We start from the raw sequence: 15,221 nt of genomic DNA, 5'->3' as shown, positions 1-15,221 counted from the left end.
AAGTTATCCCGGGTCCGGCCCGAAATGGGCAAGAAGGTTTACATTCGGTGGTTCCCCGCGACGATAAACGGGTCGGCGGCGCAAATCGCGCATGGCGCGCGCGAGATCCGGTGATTCACCCGGTGTCCGGGCAGATGCTCCCAGTGACCGGTAATGGTCTAGACCAAGCGGGTCCGGGTTCCGGTCAGGCGACGTGGCGGCTCGCGGGGCGCCGGAATCCCTTGTGCTGACGGGGGCGTTCGGGTGCTTCGCCGGTTTCGTGGCCGGATCCCGCGGTCAGGGAATCCGGGGTTTCTTCCGTGGTCGCTGGGCTCGGCCGGTTCCGGAGCCGGTGCTGCCGGTTCACCACGAACAGCAGGACCAGGCCGAGGACGACCAGACCGTGGGTGAGCACCCGCCCGGCGGTGACCTGCCCGGCGACGAGGTCGCCCGCCGACAGCGCCAGCAGCAGGGCGACGAACCCGGTCAATGCCGGTAGCTGCCCCGCCGCCGCCTTCGTGCGGACGGCCGCCCAGCCGAGTCCGACGCCGACGGCGAGGTTCCAGGCGCTACTTTCGTGTGAAAGATGCCCGACCAGGGACTCCGCGCCGTGGCCGGCGCCGTGGTCTTCGACACCCAGCAGCTGCGCGAAGGCCAGGCCGAGCTGGGCGATCGCCACCAGGGCGAGCGCGATCCGCGCGGGCCAGCCGTCCCGGGGCGGGGCGGGTGTGCGTTCCAGGATGACGGCGGTGAGGTCCGGGACCGGCGGCGCGGGACGCAGGAGAATGGTGCGGTGCAGCCGCTCGGCACGGCTGAACCACGACCGGCAGGCGGCGCAACCGGCCACGTGCCGGTCCACCGCCTCGGGCGGAGCGGGTTCGGTTTCGCCGTCGAGCCGGGCCGACAGGGCCTCGCGGCAGTCCTCGCACTTCACGTCTCAATTGTCGGACAGGGCCCTGCCTGGGTTCCCGGCACGCTGCTACGTTTCTCGTATGGCCGGGGCGCGCAACAGCGACGACGAGCGGGTGACCGCGCTCGCACTCGACGCCGCCCGCGGTGACCGGCGGGCGCTCGAGGACTGGGTGCGGGCCACCCAGGCCGACGTCTGGCGCTTCGTGGCGCACCTCGCGGACGTCGGTGCCGCCGACGATCTCACTCAGGAGACGTACCTGCGCGCGTTCGGCAGCCTGCGCCGGTTCGCCGGCCGGTCGTCCTCGCGAACCTGGCTCCTCTCGATCGCGCGACGCGTGGTCGTGGACCGCATCCGGGCCGCTTCGGCGCGCCCGAAGCTCGCCGACGTCGACTGGGAAGCCACCGCCGAGCGCCACGGCGCGCGACAGGCGGAAGGCGTCGCGGGATTCGAGGACCTGGTGGAGCTGCGGATGCTGCTCGACGGACTCGACCCGGAGCGCCGTGAGGTCCTCGTCCTCACCCAGGTGCTGGGACTGTCGTACGCCGAGGCCGCCGAGATCTGCGGCTGCCCGGTCGGCACCGTGCGCTCCCGTATCGCACGGGCCCGCGAAGACCTGCTCGAAGCAGGCCGGGAGCGCGACTCCATCTAGGCCGTCCGGCGGAGTGTGTTGGACCGGTCGCACTGTGGCGCGGCACACATTTGGCGCCGTTCGCTGTCATCTCGTCACACAGATCGGCCGACACGACTACTCCGCGTTGACCGGACCGAAGGCCGCTGCCTAGCGTGTCGCCATCCAACCCCAGGTCGCGCGAGGGTCCCCGCCTTCTCCGCGCGCTCTCGAAGGGATCTTCCCGATGGCCAGTCCCACCACCGAGAACCAAGGCCACGGAGGCGAGACTCCCGAACCGGGCGGCCTCGGCCGTCGCCGGTTCCTGAGCTTCCTCGTCGCCGCCCCCACGCTCACGATCGCGACGAAGATCGGCATCGACGGCTTCGCGCCCGAAGAGGCCGAAGCCGTCATCCCGACCCTCCCCGGTCCTGCCGAGATCCTCGACCTCGGCGACGTGCTGATCCTGTCGAACGCGCCGACCGCCGGCCTGCTCGTGCTCGAAGTCCGCGAAGACGGCCGTGTCCGGCTGGAACTGCCGCGAACCGAGGTCGGCCAGGGCATCACCACCGCGAACGCGATGCTGGTCGCCGAGGAGATGGACCTGCCGCTCGACCGCGTCGACGTCGTGCTCTCCGACGCCCGCCCGGAACTGCTGTTCAACCAGCTGACCGGCGGCTCCAACACGATGCGCTCGCTGTACACACCGGTGCGGACCGCCGCGGCCGCCGCCAGGGCCCGGCTGGTCGCGACCGCCGCTCAAGAATGGGGTGTCAAGGCCGATCGTCTGTCCACAAGGGATGGTTCGGTGATCGCCGCGGACGGTCGCCGGCTGGGGTACGGTGCGCTATCCAAGCCCGCTGCCCGAGCCGATCTGGGGAAGCTCACCGCGACCCCGAAGGCCGAGTCCGCGCACAAGCTGGTCGGCACGCCGCAGTCGCGCAAGGACGCCCGCGCGATGGTCACCGGGCAGCTGAAGTACACCCTCGACCTGGACATCCCCGGCGCGAAACCCGCGATGGTCCGCCGCCCGCCGACGATCAACGGCACGGTCAAGAAGGTCAACAACGAAGCGGCCGTACGCGCGATGCCCGGCATCATCGACATCGCCGTCATCAAGACCGGCGTCGCGGTGCTGGCGGAGACCTTCGGCCAGGCGCTCGACGGCAAGAACGCGCTCGACGTCACCTGGAACGGCGGCACCGTCGACGGCGAGAACAACGCGACGATCAAGAAGAAGCTGCAGGCCGCGGCGCTGCCGTTCGTCGTCCCGCCGCTGCTGACGCAGTACGTCGACGGCGAGTTCGACTTCGCCTTCGCGAGCCACGCGCCGCTGGAGACCAACTCGGCGGTCGCCGACGTCCGGGAGGACAGCGCGACCATCTGGTCCGGGATGAAGGTCCCGATCCTCGCGAAGCAGAACATCGCGCAGGAGCTCGGGTTGCCGGCGAACAAGGTGACCGTGCACGTCCAGCAGGCGGGCGGATCGTTCGGACGGCGACTGTTCTCCGACGGCGCGATCGAGGCCGCGCGGATCTCGAAGGCGATGAAGCGGCCGGTGCGGCTGATGTGGAGCCGTATCGACGACATGCGCCACGGCCGCGCCCGCGCCGCGAGCCACCACAAGATCCGCGCCACCTTCGCGCTCGGCCAGGTGCTCACCTTCGAGCACCGCGTCGCCAGCGTGGAGACCGACTGGGGCCACGGCCTCGGGGAGGTCCTCACCGCCTTCGCCGCACAGCTCCCGGTCGGCGGGAACCTGAGCTTCGCGCAGACGGTGTTCCTGCTGACGGTGAAGTCACCGTACAACTTCGGCGTCACCACGCAGTTGCTCAACGAGGTCCCGGTGGACTTCCACACCGGCGCCTGGCGGTCGGTGTACTCGTCGAGCACGCGCGGCGCGGAAGAGATCATGGTCGACGAGATCGCCGCGAAACTCGGCAAGGATCCGGTGGCGTTCCGGCGCGAGTTCATCAAGAACGAGCGGCAGCGCGCCGTCCTGGACAAGGTCGCCGAACTCGGCGAGTGGGGCAAGAAGATGCCCAAGGGCTTCGCGCAGGGCGTGGCCGTGCACGGCGAGTACAAGTCGTACACCGCGTGTCTCGTCGAACTCGACGGCCGCGACCCGAAGAAGCCACGCGTCACCAAGGCGACCATCGCGGTCGACGTCGGCAAGCCGATCAACCCGCGCGGGATCGAGGCGCAGATGCTCGGCGGCCTGACCGACGGTATCTCCACGACGCTGACCGCCGGACTGCACATCGACAAGGGTCTGCCGCTGGAAGGCAGCTACTCGCAGTTCCACTACGCGAGGCAGAAGAACTCGCCGATGGACGTCAAGGTGTTCGTGATGCCGGAGACGGGCGAGATCGGCGGTGCCGGGGAACTCGGCGTGCCCGCGCCGGTCGGCGCGATCGCGAACGCCTACGCGCGGGCGACCGGGATCAAACCGCGCAGTTTCCCGATCAACTTCCCGGTCGACTTCGAGCCGTTCCCCCGCTGACCTTCCTTCCCCGCCAAGGAGTTCCGATGCCCAACTACACCTTCACGGTGAACGGGAAGACCGTCACCGTCGACGCGCCCGCGGATCTGCCCATGCTGTGGGCGCTGCGGGACAAGCTCGGTGTCCGCGGCCCGAAGTACGGCTGCGGGATCAACGTCTGCAAGGCCTGCACCAGCCACCTCGACGGCGAGGCGTTCAACCCGTGCGTGACGCCGGTGTCCGACTGCTCGGGCAAGGACGTCACCACGATCGAAGGGCTCGCCGACGGCGACGACCTGCACCCGGTGCAGGAGGCGTGGCTGGAGCAGGACGTCGCGCAGTGCGGCTATTGTCAGCCGGGTCAGATCATGGCCGCGGTGGCGTTGCTGAAGAAGACGAAGAACCCTACGGACGCCGAGATCGACGCGATCCAGAACGTCTGCCGGTGCGGTACCTATTTCCGGATCCGCGAGGCGATCAAGAGCGCGGCCGCGAAGATGTGAAATCCCGCCTGTGCGGTGAAAATCCCGTATTTTCGCCGCACAGGCGGAGCTTTTCGGCTTCGACAGGCCACCTCCGGGTAAGTCGTGTTAGATGACCTCCCCAGGGGCTCGACGAGGAGTCCCTGCCCCGGAGGACGTCCATGCACTATCGATCTGTGCTCCGCGAAGGCTCGGCCGCCATCGTCGCCGAACTGGCCGTCGAGGTCGAACGGCAGCTGCCCGCGCTCATCGAAACCACGGTCGAGCAGATCCGTTCCGAGATGCCGGTCTACCGCGACGCCCAGTTCGTCTCGCTCGCCGAACTGCGGACGTCGGTGCGGAACAACCTCGAATACGTCATGCGGACACTGCGCGGCACCGAGGAACCCGACCTCGCGCAGGCGCGGGCGACCGGACGCGCTCGTGCGTTGCAGGGGGCGCCGCTGCCGGAACTCCTGCGGGCGTACCGGATCGGGCTCACCGAAGTGTGGAACCGGTTCGTCGAACTGACCGCTTTGGGCGAGCACCAGGACCTGCGCGGACTGGTCGCCGCGACGTCGGCGATCTGGGCACTGGTCGACGACTACGCCGAAGCACTGACGACGACCTACCGCGACACCACCGCGGAAGTCATGCTGGCGCACCAAAGCCGGCGCTCGGCCTTGGTCGAGGCGCTGTTCGCCGGCGGTGCGGCCACCGAAGGCACGCTATGGGACATCGCGCGAGTGCTGGAACTCTCCCTCGACGGGACATACGTGGTCGTCGCCGCCGAAACCCCGCGCGTCGGGCACGAGCCGTTGCCACAGATCGAAAACCGGCTCCGCGAACGGCATCACGCGTCCGCCTGGCGGCTCACCCCGGACCTCCAGGTCGGCGTCGTCTCCATGCGGGATCCTGAGGCGTCCCAGGTGATCATCGAGCTACTGCGGGAGAACTCGATCGGCCGCGTCGGGGTCAGCCCGGTGTTCACCGGTCTCGGGAACACCGCCCGCGCGCTGCATCTGGCGCGCGTCGCGCTCTCCAGCATGATGCCGGGAAGCTCGGGAATGGTGCAGTTCAACGAATCCCCGCTGGCCGGGCTGGTCGCCAGCGCCCCCGAGGCGTCGGTGCAGCTCGCGCACCACGTGCTGCGCCCGATCCTGGACCTGCCCGGCGACGACCGGAACGTCCTGCTGCTGACACTCAGGGCGTGGTTCGAATGCCAGGGTTCGACGAAACTGACGTCGGAGCGGATGTTCTGTCACCCCAACACGATCCGGCACCGCCTGAAGCGGATCACCGAAGAACTGGGCCGTTCGCTGACCGACCCGGCCGACATCGCCGAACTCGGCGCGGCCCTGCGCGCACTGCACATGTTCCCGGACACCTCTCATCTTCCCTCTCCGAGGGATCCGCTGCGCTAGGTTCAACCCCATGAACACTTTCGCCATCGGCGGAGACCTTCCCGTGCACCGTCTCGGCTTCGGCGCCATGCGCCTGCCGACCGAAGCCGGTCCTGCCCGGGAGGACGCGATCGCCGTCGCCCGGCGCGCGGTCGAGCTGGGCATCACGCTGATCGACACCGCGCATCTGTACAGCTGGGGAGCCAACGAGGAACTGCTCGCCGAGGCGCTGTATCCGTACCCGGACGACCTGGTGGTCACCACCAAGGTCGGCGTCGTGCGGACCGGAGGCGAATGGAAGTACGACGGGCGCCCGGAATCCCTGCGCGCGCAGGTGGACGAGGGGTTGCGACGGCTGCGTGTCGAACGGATCGAGCTGCTGCAACTGCACCGCGTCGATCCGGAGACCCCGCTCGCCGACCAGCTCGGCGCGCTGCGGGACCTGCGTGACGAAGGCAAGATCGGCCGGATCGGGCTGTCCGAGGTCACCGTGGACGAACTCGCGCGGGCCCGGGAGATCGTCGACATCGCGAGCGTGCAGAACAAGTACAGCCTGGTCGAGAGGGACTACGAAGCGGTGCTGGACGCGTGCGAGGCGGCCGGGATCGCTTTCCTGCCTTGGCGTCCGGTGCTCGGCGCAGCGTCGAACGCCACCGCCGCGATCGCCGCGGTCGCGGGCGAACTCGGGGTGACGACGGCGCAGGTCGGGCTCGCTTGGCTGCTCGAGCGGTCGCCGGTGATCCTGCCGATCCCGGGGACGGCGAAGATCGCCCACCTGGAGGAGAACTTCGCCGCCGCGGAGATCACGCTGACTTCGGAACAGCTGGAACGGTTGGCGTCAGGCGGCGAGTAGTTCGCGGGTGCGGTTCTGCTCCTCGGCCGTCCCGACGGGCATCAGGAGCAGTTCCGTCGCGCCCGTGTCTTCGAGTTCGCGGATCCGCGCCCGGACGAACTCCTCGTCGCCGGCGAGCACCGTCCCGCCAGGGCCGTCGACGCCGTCACGGTCGAAGATCGCCCGGTAGGCCGGGATGTTCGCCGCCATGCCGTAGTTCTCGGCGACCCAGTTCCGCGGACCGTCGGGTTCGCCGGTGACGCAGACCAGCTGCCCGGTGACGACGCGCGGGGCCGCGCGCCCGGCGTCCGACGCGGCTTTCGCCAAGATCGGGACGATGTGCTCCGCCAGTGAGCGCGCCCCGGCCCAGGTGGTCACCACGCCGTCGGAGTACGTCCCGCTGACCTTCAGCGAAAGCGGGCTCAACGCGCCGACGACGACCGAAGGCGGCTCGGCGCCGGGTGCCTCGATGGTGCCGACGGCAGTCAGCGTCTCGCCGTGTACGTCGACCTTTTCGTGGTGCAGCAACGGGTTCAGCGCCTGCAGGTATTCGCGCAGATGCCGGATCGGGCGGTCGAACGAAAAGCCGTACTGGTCTTCGATGATCGGCCGGTGGCTCAGCCCGACGCCGAGGGAAACGGGTGCGCCCGACGCGGCCTGCAGGGTCAAAGCCTGCGCCGCCAAGGAGATCGGGTGCCGCGGGTAGGTCGGGATCACCGAGGTACCCAGTGCGATACCGGGTGCGGCCGTGCTCAGCGCCGTCAACGCGGTCAGCGCGTCCCAGCCTCCGCGCTGGGCGAGCCAGATCGCGTCGTAGCCCAGTCGCGCGGCTTCCCGGGCTTGCGAAACGACTTCGCCGAAGGGGACACCGATTTCGTCGAGGAGGATTCCGGTCCGCATGCGCGGCTCCCGTCAGTAGGCGCGCCGGACGTTGGCGCGGTCGATTTCCGCGGTCGCGCGGAAGAGGGCGATGGCCCCCGGGGCGGCCGCGCGCACCTTCGCGGCCGGGGGAGTGGCCGTCGGCTGGAAGGCGCGGGCGACGGTGTCGGCCAGCAGATCCGCCGCGGCTTCGGGATCCGCTGCCGCCGGAGCGAGCAGGAAACCGTGCAGGACGGCCTGATACGCCGTCGCCAGGTCTTCGACCTTCAGATCGGTGCGGATCAGGCCGTGTTCGGCTTGCAGCCTCAGGTAATCCAGGAACGCCTCGTGGTGCCGAGGGTCCTGGTTCTCGTGGAGTTTCGCCGCGAGCTTGCCCAGCACACCGGAGTCGGCGAGGTAGGGCGCGTGGAGCAAGGGCCTGCGCACGACGTTGAGGAACTGGGTGCGGGTCATCCGGTGCAGCAAAGTGAGCGCCGGATCGTCCTCGATCGCCTGTGCCAGGTCCTCGATGGATCGCGCCGCCTCGCGCAGCATCACCGCGAGGAACAGCTGCTCCCGGGTTTTCCAGTGCAGGTAAAGGGTTCCCTTGCCGACGCCGGCGTGCTCGGCGACGTCTTCCACGGTCACGCGCCGGTAGCCGTGCCGCAGGAGCAGGTCCGCGGCGGCGTCGAGGATGCGTTCGGCGCGTTCCTGCCGGTCTTCGGTCACGAAGCTAGTTTATGACTGATTTTGAAATCTGGTCAAGCGATGGACGCCGGAGTTTGGTCAGGGCCACCACACCCAGGAGCGGCCCGATCGCCAGCGCCGGGATCGCGGCCCGCCAGCCGACGAGGTCGGCGAGCAGCGGCAACCCCTGGATGGTCAGCGCGCTGACCAGGAAACCGATCGCCGTCTGCGCGGTGAGCGCGGTGCCGACGTAGCGCGGATCCGCGGCTTCGCTCAACGCGGCGGAGAACTGGCCGGAGTCGGCGATCGCGGCGACTCCCCAGGCGAACAGCAGTGTGCCCAGCACCGCGGGGTGGGCGTCGAAGGCGGACACCGAGAGCACACAGCACAGCCCGCTCACCGCCAGCGCCGCGAGTGCGACGTCGATCCGCCCGACCCGGTCCGAGAGCGCCCCGCCGACCAGGCAGCCGACGGCGCCCCCGACCCCGATGACGGCGAACGCGAGCAGGCTCACCGTGCCCGGTGCGGACTTCAACGCCGCGGCCGCGTAAGCCGGGACCCAGGTCCAGAACGCGTAGAGCTCCCACATATGGCCGAAATAGCCGAGCGCGATCAGCCGCTGCCGCCGGTCGCGCACCATCGTGATCAGGTACGCCGGTTCCCACGGTGGTGACCGCCGCGCGTCCGGGCCGGCCCGGACGAACACCGCGGCCAGGACCGCCGCGACGAGGGCCAGGAGAGCGGCGACGACGAGCACCGTCCGCCAGCCTGGAAGGCCGCCGGCCACCAGATGAGGAGACGCCGAGCCGAGGGCGAGCGCGGCCAGCAGCACCCCGAGCGCGAGGCCCCTGTTGTTCGGGAACCATGAGACGACGATCTTCATCCCGACCGGATAGACCCCCGCCAGCGCGACCCCGGTACCGAACCGCAGTAGGACGGCGAGCCAGAAGTGGCTGCCGCACAAGGGAAAGAGCAGGGTCAGGACGGCGCCTGTCGCGGCGCTGGCTGCCAGCAGCCGCTCGGGCCGGAGCCGGTCGGCGAGGTTGGCGACGGCCGAAACCACCGCACCCGCGGCGAAACCGATCTGCACGGAGGCGGTGAGGAGTACGGTGCCCTGGGTGGTCAGCGCCCATTCGGCGCGCAGGGCGGGGACGACGCTGGACGCTGAGAACCACAGTCCCATGGCGAGGATCTGTGCGGCCGAAACGAGCGCCAGCTGGCGCGGAGCGGAGCTGGACACGCCAGCAGGTATCGCACCCGCGGGCGGGCCCGCTCAAGCTCTGGCGGCAGTGATCACCCGAAGGTGTGGTGAGGTTTGACGGCCTCCACGAGTACCCGCCGCGAATGCGCCACGAACTTCCCGTCGGTCTCGATCATCCGATGGAGTTCGGCCAGCTTGTCGCGGTACTTCCCCACCTCGAAGCCCGGCACGATCCAGATCACCTTGCGGAGGAAGTGGACGACCGCGGCGAGGTCGAAGAACTCCATCCGCAGTTTCGCCGGTTCGAGGCGCTCGACCGTCAGTCCGACTGCTTCCGCTTCGCCCCGCAGGACTTCGGGCGTCCAACCGCCGTAGTCTTGCGGGCCGAGGAAGAACTCCTTCAGTTCTCGGACCGTGCCGGCACCGATCTGTTGCGACAGAAAGGATCCACCCGGCCGCAGCACCCGCGCGATCTCTCGCCAGGGGTTCTCGATCGGATGGCGGCTGCTCACGACGTCGAAGGATTCGTCGGGGAACGGCAAAGGCGCGTCGTACTCCGCCTCGACCACCTCGCCGCCCAGCGGCGCGAGGGTCTTCCGGGCGACCTCGACGTTCGGCGGCCAGCCTTCGGTGGCGGCGAGGACCGGCGGCGGTTTCGGGATGCCCGCGAGCACCTCGCCGCCGCCGGTCTGCAGGTCCAGGCCGGCTTCCGCGGTCGCCATCCGTTCGCCGAGCAGCCGCGAGTAACCCCACGGAGGCCGTTCCTCCGTGGCCCTTCCTTCGAACCACGAGAAGTCCCAGCCTTCGACCGGGACGGCCTCTCCTTCGGTGAGCAGCTCTTCGAACGTCATGACCGCAGTCTCGATCCACTCGCCCGGCGGGGCAACGCGTTTTCGGGACCTGTCCCCGAACGTGGCGGTCAGACGCCGTCGGTCGAGCGCTTCCACAGATTGATCTCGGCCTCGGTGGCGTAACGGTCGATCTCCGCCAGCTCTTCGTTGGTGAAGTGCAGGTTCTTCAGCGCGCCGACGTTGTCCTCCAGCTGTGTGACGCTGCTCGCGCCGATCAGCACCGACGTCATCCGCGGGTCGCGCAGGCCCCACGCCAGGGCGAGCTGGGCCAGCGTCTGGCCACGACGCCCCGCGATCTCGTTCAGCGCCCGGATCTTGCCGACGGTGTTCTCGGTGATCGTGTCCGGATTCAGCGACTTTCCTTGCGCCGCACGGGAACCCTCGGGGACGCCGTCGAGGTACCGGCTGGTGAGCAGCCCCTGCGCCAGCGGCGAGAACGCGATACAGCCCGCGCCTTCGGCTTCGAGGGTGTCGAGCAGCTTGTCGCCTTCGAGCCAGCGGTTGAACATCGAGTACGACGGCTGGTGGATCAGCAGCGGGGTGCCCAGTTCCCGCAGCAGTCGCGCGGCTTCGGCGGTCTTCTCCGACGAGTACGACGAGATGCCGACGTACAGCGCCCGCCCGGACCGGACGGCGGTGTCGAGCGCGCCGACGGTCTCTTCGAGCGGCGTCTCCGGGTCGAAACGGTGCGAGTAGAAGATGTCGACGTAGTCCAGTCCCATCCGGGCCAGCGACTGGTCCAAAGAGGACAGCAGGTACTTGCGCGAACCCCACTCGCCGTACGGGCCGGGCCACATGTCGTAGCCCGCCTTGGTCGAAACGACCAGTTCGTCGCGGTACGGCTTGAAGTCCGAGGCCAGCAGCCTGCCGAAGTTCTCCTCGGCCGAGCCGTAGGGCGGACCGTAGTTGTTGGCGAGGTCGAAGTGGGTGATGCCCAGGTCGAACGCCCGCCGCGCGATGTCACGCTGCGTGCCCAGCGGCTTGTCGTTCCCGAAGTTGTGCCACAGACCCAGCGAGATCGCGGGCAGCTTCAGCCCGCTGCGCCCGGTGCGGCGGTACGGGATGCTCTCGTATCGGCCCTCGGCCGCGACATAGGTGCTCACGTGCCGATGCTAGCCGCAGGAACCGCGCCGTCGAATGTGACATCTCGCTTCCGGCCGTCTCGGTTCCGTTTTCCTGTCCGGTTCGTTGGCGGTACCTCATTATTTCGAACTTGTTCGAAAGTCCGGTGCAATACCGGAATGGGTGGATGGTCGGCGAGTGGAAGCGGGCTATCCTGCGAGGGTAAGGGAACGAACTGGGGGTTCCATTAATGCTGCGCATATACTTTTCCACGGAGGACCTGCTCAGGATCCGGCTACTCGCCGAACCACATCCGATGTGGGAGGTCTTGCTGAGCCTTCATCTGGTCCAGACCGGGCAAGGTCAGCCGGTCTTCGGCGGTTGGCGGCGGAAGTTGCGGCCTCGGCTGCCATCCAGCACTGGTCTGCTCACCGCACTGGCGAGACCCTCGGGCTACTCGCCGGACTTCCTCACCCCGCCTGGCGACATCCCCGATCTGGAGACCGGTATCGACCTGCTCCTCGGCACCACGAGGACGAGATTGAAGACCGATATCGCGGTGCTCGCCCGGCATCGGGTGCTGCCCACCTGGGTGGCCGAGATCGCCGACGGCGAGGTGGAGTCGCTGAGACGGCTGGCCGAGGCCCTGCGTGCGTACCACCGTGAAGCCATCGAGCCGTTCTGGCCGGGTATCCGCCACCACGTCGAGCTGGACAGGCGGAGCAGGGCGGATGTCGTCGCCATCGCGGGATTCGAGGCCGTGCTGACCGGGCTGCACCCCGCCATCCGGTGGCGGCCGCCCGTACTCGAGGTCGACTACCCGGTCGAACAGGATCTGTATCTCGACGGCCGGGGTCTCGTACTGGCGCCGTCGTTCTTCTGCTGGGGCGGACCCATCACCACGCTCTCCGACGACTCCGCCACGCCGATGCTGGTCTACCCCGTCGAAAGATGTCCCGGGTGGGCGGCGGACCCCGACGAGGAGGCCGTGCGCGTCCGATCGCTGACCGCCCTGCTCGGCCGGACCAGGGCGACCGTGCTGCGGACGATCGCCGATCTGCCGCAGGTCAACACCACGGATCTCGCCAACGCCCTCGGTATCTCCCTCGCGGGAGCCAGTCAGCACGCGACCGTGCTGCGCAACGCCGGCCTGGTGCAGACGGCGCGGACGAACGGCGCGGCGGTGCACCGGATCTCCCAAAGAGGTTCCGCATTACTCCGACCGTGATCGGGGGTTTCAGTCACAAGTGAAAGGTGTTGTCGCACGCGGATCGAATTCATACTTTGAGATGTCCGATCCGGAACAGGAGTGAAAAACAGATCCTTTCCCGATGGCGGAATCGTCCCGCTCGGCCATCGGGAAAGGTTCTTTCCTGAATTGCTCGGTTACTGCGACGGCGACGCGCTTTCGTTTCCACCACCGGCGGCCGCGAAGAGCCTGGAAACGCCACGCAGGTGATCTTTGAAGGCGGTGGGCCGCTCGACCTCGAAGGGCGCGCCGATGGCGGCGAGGATCAGCACGGGCCAGTCGAAGGTGTCGACGTTCATCGTCAACCGGCAGGATTGCTCGTCGATCGCTTCGAGCGCCCCGCCGAGATACCGCACCGCCGCTTCGACCTGGTCTTTCGGCGCGTCGACCCGGACGACGAGCGTATGCGTGGTCGGCCTGGCCTTGATCTGGGCCTCGACGAACTCGACGGCGTCGCCGCCCGGGATCTCCCTCGGCCGGTAGCGGGCGCCGGTGGTCCGCGGCTCGGTGAGCCTGTCGACGCGGAAGGTGCGCCAGTCGACGCGGTCGAGGTCCCACGCCACCAGATACCAGCGGCGTCCGAGCGAGACGAGCCGATGCGGCTCGACCAGCCGCGCGGACTCCTCGCCGCCGCGCGCCGCGTAGTCGAACTTCAGCCGCTCGTCGTCGCGGCACGCCTGCGCGATCACCGTCAGGCTGGCGGCGTTGACCCGGGGACCGGTGACGGCCGCCGGCGTCGTGTACGCCTGGAGCGCGTCGACCCGTCTGCGCAACCGGGGCGGCATCACCTGGACGACCTTCGTCAGCGCACGGACCGACGTCTCTTCGATGCCCTCCACCGAACCGCTCGCCGCTGTCCGCAGGCCGACCGCGATCGCCACGGCCTCCTCGTCGTCCAGCAGCAGTGGTGGCATGACCGTGCCCGACCGCAGCTGGTAGCCGCCCGCGACGCCACGGCTCGCGTTGACCGGATAGCCCAGCTCGCGCAGGCGCTCGACGTCGCGTCGCAGCGTCCGCTCGCTCACTTCGAGCTTGTCGCTGAGTTCGGTCCCCGACCAGAAGCGGTGTGTCTGCAGCAGGGACAGCAGCCGCAGCATCCGCGCACTCGTATTCGCCATGAATCCAGATTCGCTCCGATTCCGGTCAGAAAGTGGCCGGAATAGACTTTAGCGTTGCTCCCATGACGATGACACTGGACACCCCGAGCGCTGTGACCTCGGAAGACACGCTCGAGGCGAAGCCGTACCGCTGGCGCTGGCCCGCGCTGTTCGTGATCCTGACCGGTTCGGTCATGGAACTGCTCGACATGACGGTCACGAGCATCGCCGGACCGGTCATGCAGGCCTCGCTCGGCGGCGGCACGTCGATGATCCAGTGGCTCGGCGTCGCCTACACCCTCGCGATGGTGTCCGGGCTGCTCACCGGCGGGCGGCTCGGCGACATCTTCGGCCGCAAACGCATGTTCCTGATCGGCGCCGTCGGCTTCGTCGTCGGCTCGCTGTTCTGCGCGATCGCGGTGAGCCCCGAGATGATCATCACCGCGCGCGTGGTGCAGGGCCTGTTCGGTGCCGCGATGGTCCCGCAGGGCCTCGGCATGATGAAGGAGATGTTCTCCGGCAAGGAACTGCAGTCCGCGTTCGGCATGTTCGGGCCGGTCATGGGCCTCGCCGCGGTGGGCGGGCCGATCCTGGCGGGCTGGCTCGTCGACGCCGACCTCTTCGGCACCGGCTGGCGGATGATCTTCCTGATCAACCTCCCGATCGGCGCGCTCGCCGTGCTGGCCGCACTGAAGTTCCTGCCCGAATCCCGGCGCGGCGCCTCGCTCACCCTCGACATCCCCGGCGCCCTGCTCGCCACCGCCGGCGCGTTGCTGATCGTCTTCCCGCTGGTCCAGGGCCGCGAGTACGGCTGGCCGCTGTGGACGTTCGCGATGATGGCCGCCGCGGTCGTGGTGTTCGGCGTCTTCGCCTGGTTCGAGAAGCGCAAGAGCCGTCGCGGCGGCGACCCGCTGGTGGAGCCCAGCCTGTTCCGCAAGCGCAGCTTCCTCGCCGGGATGGCGACCGGGACGATCTACTTCGCGGCGTTCTCCGGCTTCGGACTCGTGTTCACCCTGTACCTGCAGCTCGGCCTCGGTTTCTCGCCGCTCAAGGCCGGCCTGACCGGTGTGCCGATGTCGCTCGGGATGATCGTCGGGATGGGCCTCGTGCAGGCCGTCCGCAAACACGGCCGCAAGGTGCTGCACACCGGCGCGCTGATCATGGCCGCGGGCGTGGTCGCCCTGCTGCTGATCATCGGCCCGGACGCCGGACCGTGGCTGATCGCGCCCGCACTGCTGGTGGTCGGGATCGGATCGGGTCTGATCATGGGGCCGTACTTCGAGATCGCACTGTCCGGTGTGGAGCCTTCCGAGGCCGGGTCCGCTTCGGGAGCTTTGACGTCGCTTCAGCAGGTCGGCGGCGCGCTGGGGCTGGCGCTGCTGGGCACCGTCTTCTTCGACGCGGGTCTCGCCGATCCGACGGCCGCCGCGCAACGGACGTTCTGGGTGGTCGCGATGATGGTGGTGCTGACCTTCGCGGTCGGGTTCCTGCTGCCCAAGCCGGAACGCGACGTAGAGTCGGCCGGGTAGGCGATCGAGC

At 68.9% G+C, this 15,221-nt stretch carries 14 protein-coding genes; 7 read left to right on the top strand and 7 right to left on the bottom strand.

The features are described 5' to 3' along the window. Positions 1-184: 184 nt before the first annotated feature. Entirely contained in the window at positions 185-913 is a 729-nt protein-coding gene (locus H5J31_RS03705; RefSeq protein WP_181770996.1) for a zf-HC2 domain-containing protein, read from the bottom strand. 58 nt (positions 914-971) lie between these two features. Here H5J31_RS03705 and sigC point away from each other — a divergent pair, with 58 nt between their 5' ends. The 5 genes from sigC to H5J31_RS03680 all read left to right on the top strand — a co-directional run bounded on the left by sigC (position 972) and on the right by H5J31_RS03680 (position 6,698). Then, positions 972-1,541: an RNA polymerase sigma factor SigC gene (gene sigC / locus H5J31_RS03700; protein WP_181770995.1), complete on the top strand. Its 570-nt coding sequence runs from the start codon at positions 972-974 to the stop codon at positions 1,539-1,541. Between the two features lie 205 nt (positions 1,542-1,746). Then, positions 1,747-4,002, top strand: a complete 2,256-nt coding sequence (locus H5J31_RS03695) for a xanthine dehydrogenase family protein molybdopterin-binding subunit (RefSeq protein ID WP_181770994.1) — start codon at positions 1,747-1,749, stop codon at positions 4,000-4,002. Between the two features lie 26 nt (positions 4,003-4,028). Next, positions 4,029-4,484 (top strand): (2Fe-2S)-binding protein, encoded by a 456-nt coding sequence (locus H5J31_RS03690; protein WP_073848534.1) that lies wholly within the window; start codon positions 4,029-4,031, stop codon positions 4,482-4,484. Positions 4,485-4,624: 140 nt separating this feature from the next. Continuing rightward, entirely contained in the window at positions 4,625-5,866 is a 1,242-nt protein-coding gene (locus H5J31_RS03685) for a PucR family transcriptional regulator (protein WP_181770993.1), read from the top strand. Between the two features lie 10 nt (positions 5,867-5,876). Then, on the top strand, positions 5,877-6,698 hold the full coding sequence (locus H5J31_RS03680) for an aldo/keto reductase (protein ID WP_181770992.1): 822 nt from the start codon (positions 5,877-5,879) through the stop codon (positions 6,696-6,698). On the opposite strand, the gene H5J31_RS03675 is transcribed toward H5J31_RS03680, so the two are convergent. The 5 genes from H5J31_RS03675 to mgrA all read right to left on the bottom strand — a co-directional run bounded on the left by H5J31_RS03675 (position 6,684) and on the right by mgrA (position 11,377). Continuing rightward, positions 6,684-7,577: a TIGR03564 family F420-dependent LLM class oxidoreductase gene (locus tag H5J31_RS03675; protein ID WP_181770991.1), complete on the bottom strand. Its 894-nt coding sequence runs from the start codon at positions 7,575-7,577 to the stop codon at positions 6,684-6,686. The two genes, H5J31_RS03680 and H5J31_RS03675, sit on opposite strands and share 15 nt — an antisense overlap. Before the next feature lie 12 nt (positions 7,578-7,589). After that, on the bottom strand, positions 7,590-8,264 hold the full coding sequence (locus H5J31_RS03670) for a TetR/AcrR family transcriptional regulator (RefSeq protein ID WP_181770990.1): 675 nt from the start codon (positions 8,262-8,264) through the stop codon (positions 7,590-7,592). Between the two features lie 4 nt (positions 8,265-8,268). Then, entirely contained in the window at positions 8,269-9,462 is a 1,194-nt protein-coding gene (locus H5J31_RS03665; protein WP_181770989.1) for an MFS transporter, read from the bottom strand. Positions 9,463-9,515: 53 nt separating this feature from the next. Then, complete coding sequence (locus tag H5J31_RS03660; protein WP_181770988.1) at positions 9,516-10,274, bottom strand: class I SAM-dependent methyltransferase; 759 nt, start codon at positions 10,272-10,274, stop codon at positions 9,516-9,518. 68 nt (positions 10,275-10,342) lie between these two features. Further along, positions 10,343-11,377, bottom strand: coding sequence for an L-glyceraldehyde 3-phosphate reductase (gene mgrA, locus H5J31_RS03655; RefSeq protein WP_181770987.1), 1,035 nt, complete (start codon positions 11,375-11,377; stop codon positions 10,343-10,345). 209 nt (positions 11,378-11,586) lie between these two features. On the opposite strand from mgrA, the gene H5J31_RS03650 reads away from it, so the two are divergent. Next, a complete protein-coding gene (locus H5J31_RS03650) occupies positions 11,587-12,564 on the top strand; it encodes an ArsR/SmtB family transcription factor (RefSeq protein WP_181770986.1) in 978 nt (325 codons plus the stop codon). Positions 12,565-12,722: 158 nt separating this feature from the next. Here the strand turns inward: H5J31_RS03650 and H5J31_RS03645 are convergent, their stop codons facing one another. Then, positions 12,723-13,703, bottom strand: coding sequence for a helix-turn-helix transcriptional regulator (locus H5J31_RS03645; protein WP_236004642.1), 981 nt, complete (start codon positions 13,701-13,703; stop codon positions 12,723-12,725). A gap of 62 nt (positions 13,704-13,765) precedes the next feature. On the opposite strand from H5J31_RS03645, the gene H5J31_RS03640 reads away from it, so the two are divergent. Beyond that, positions 13,766-15,211: an MFS transporter gene (locus H5J31_RS03640; protein WP_181770985.1), complete on the top strand. Its 1,446-nt coding sequence runs from the start codon at positions 13,766-13,768 to the stop codon at positions 15,209-15,211. Positions 15,212-15,221 lie beyond the last annotated feature (10 nt).

The organism is Amycolatopsis pittospori (assembly GCF_013870525.1).
GTDB classification, from domain to species: Bacteria; Actinomycetota; Actinomycetes; order Mycobacteriales; family Pseudonocardiaceae; genus Amycolatopsis; species Amycolatopsis pittospori.
Note: the sequence above shows the minus strand (reverse complement) of the source record. Positions and strands in the feature narration are given on the sequence as shown.

Bases quoted from the DNA above. Each gene is read 5' to 3' on its own strand.
- sigC (WP_181770995.1), top strand. From the start codon at position 972: ATGGCCGGGGCGCGCAACAGCGACGACGAGCGGGTGACCGCGCTCGCA.
- H5J31_RS03695 (WP_181770994.1), top strand. From the start codon at position 1,747: ATGGCCAGTCCCACCACCGAGAACCAAGGCCACGGAGGCGAGACTCCC.
- H5J31_RS03690 (WP_073848534.1), top strand. From the start codon at position 4,029: ATGCCCAACTACACCTTCACGGTGAACGGGAAGACCGTCACCGTCGAC.
- H5J31_RS03685 (WP_181770993.1), top strand. From the start codon at position 4,625: ATGCACTATCGATCTGTGCTCCGCGAAGGCTCGGCCGCCATCGTCGCC.
- H5J31_RS03680 (WP_181770992.1), top strand. From the start codon at position 5,877: ATGAACACTTTCGCCATCGGCGGAGACCTTCCCGTGCACCGTCTCGGC.
- H5J31_RS03675 (WP_181770991.1), bottom strand. From the start codon at position 7,577: ATGCGGACCGGAATCCTCCTCGACGAAATCGGTGTCCCCTTCGGCGAA.
- H5J31_RS03660 (WP_181770988.1), bottom strand. From the start codon at position 10,274: ATGACGTTCGAAGAGCTGCTCACCGAAGGAGAGGCCGTCCCGGTCGAA.
- H5J31_RS03650 (WP_181770986.1), top strand. From the start codon at position 11,587: ATGCTGCGCATATACTTTTCCACGGAGGACCTGCTCAGGATCCGGCTA.
- H5J31_RS03645 (WP_236004642.1), bottom strand. From the start codon at position 13,703: ATGGCGAATACGAGTGCGCGGATGCTGCGGCTGCTGTCCCTGCTGCAG.
- H5J31_RS03640 (WP_181770985.1), top strand. From the start codon at position 13,766: ATGACGATGACACTGGACACCCCGAGCGCTGTGACCTCGGAAGACACG.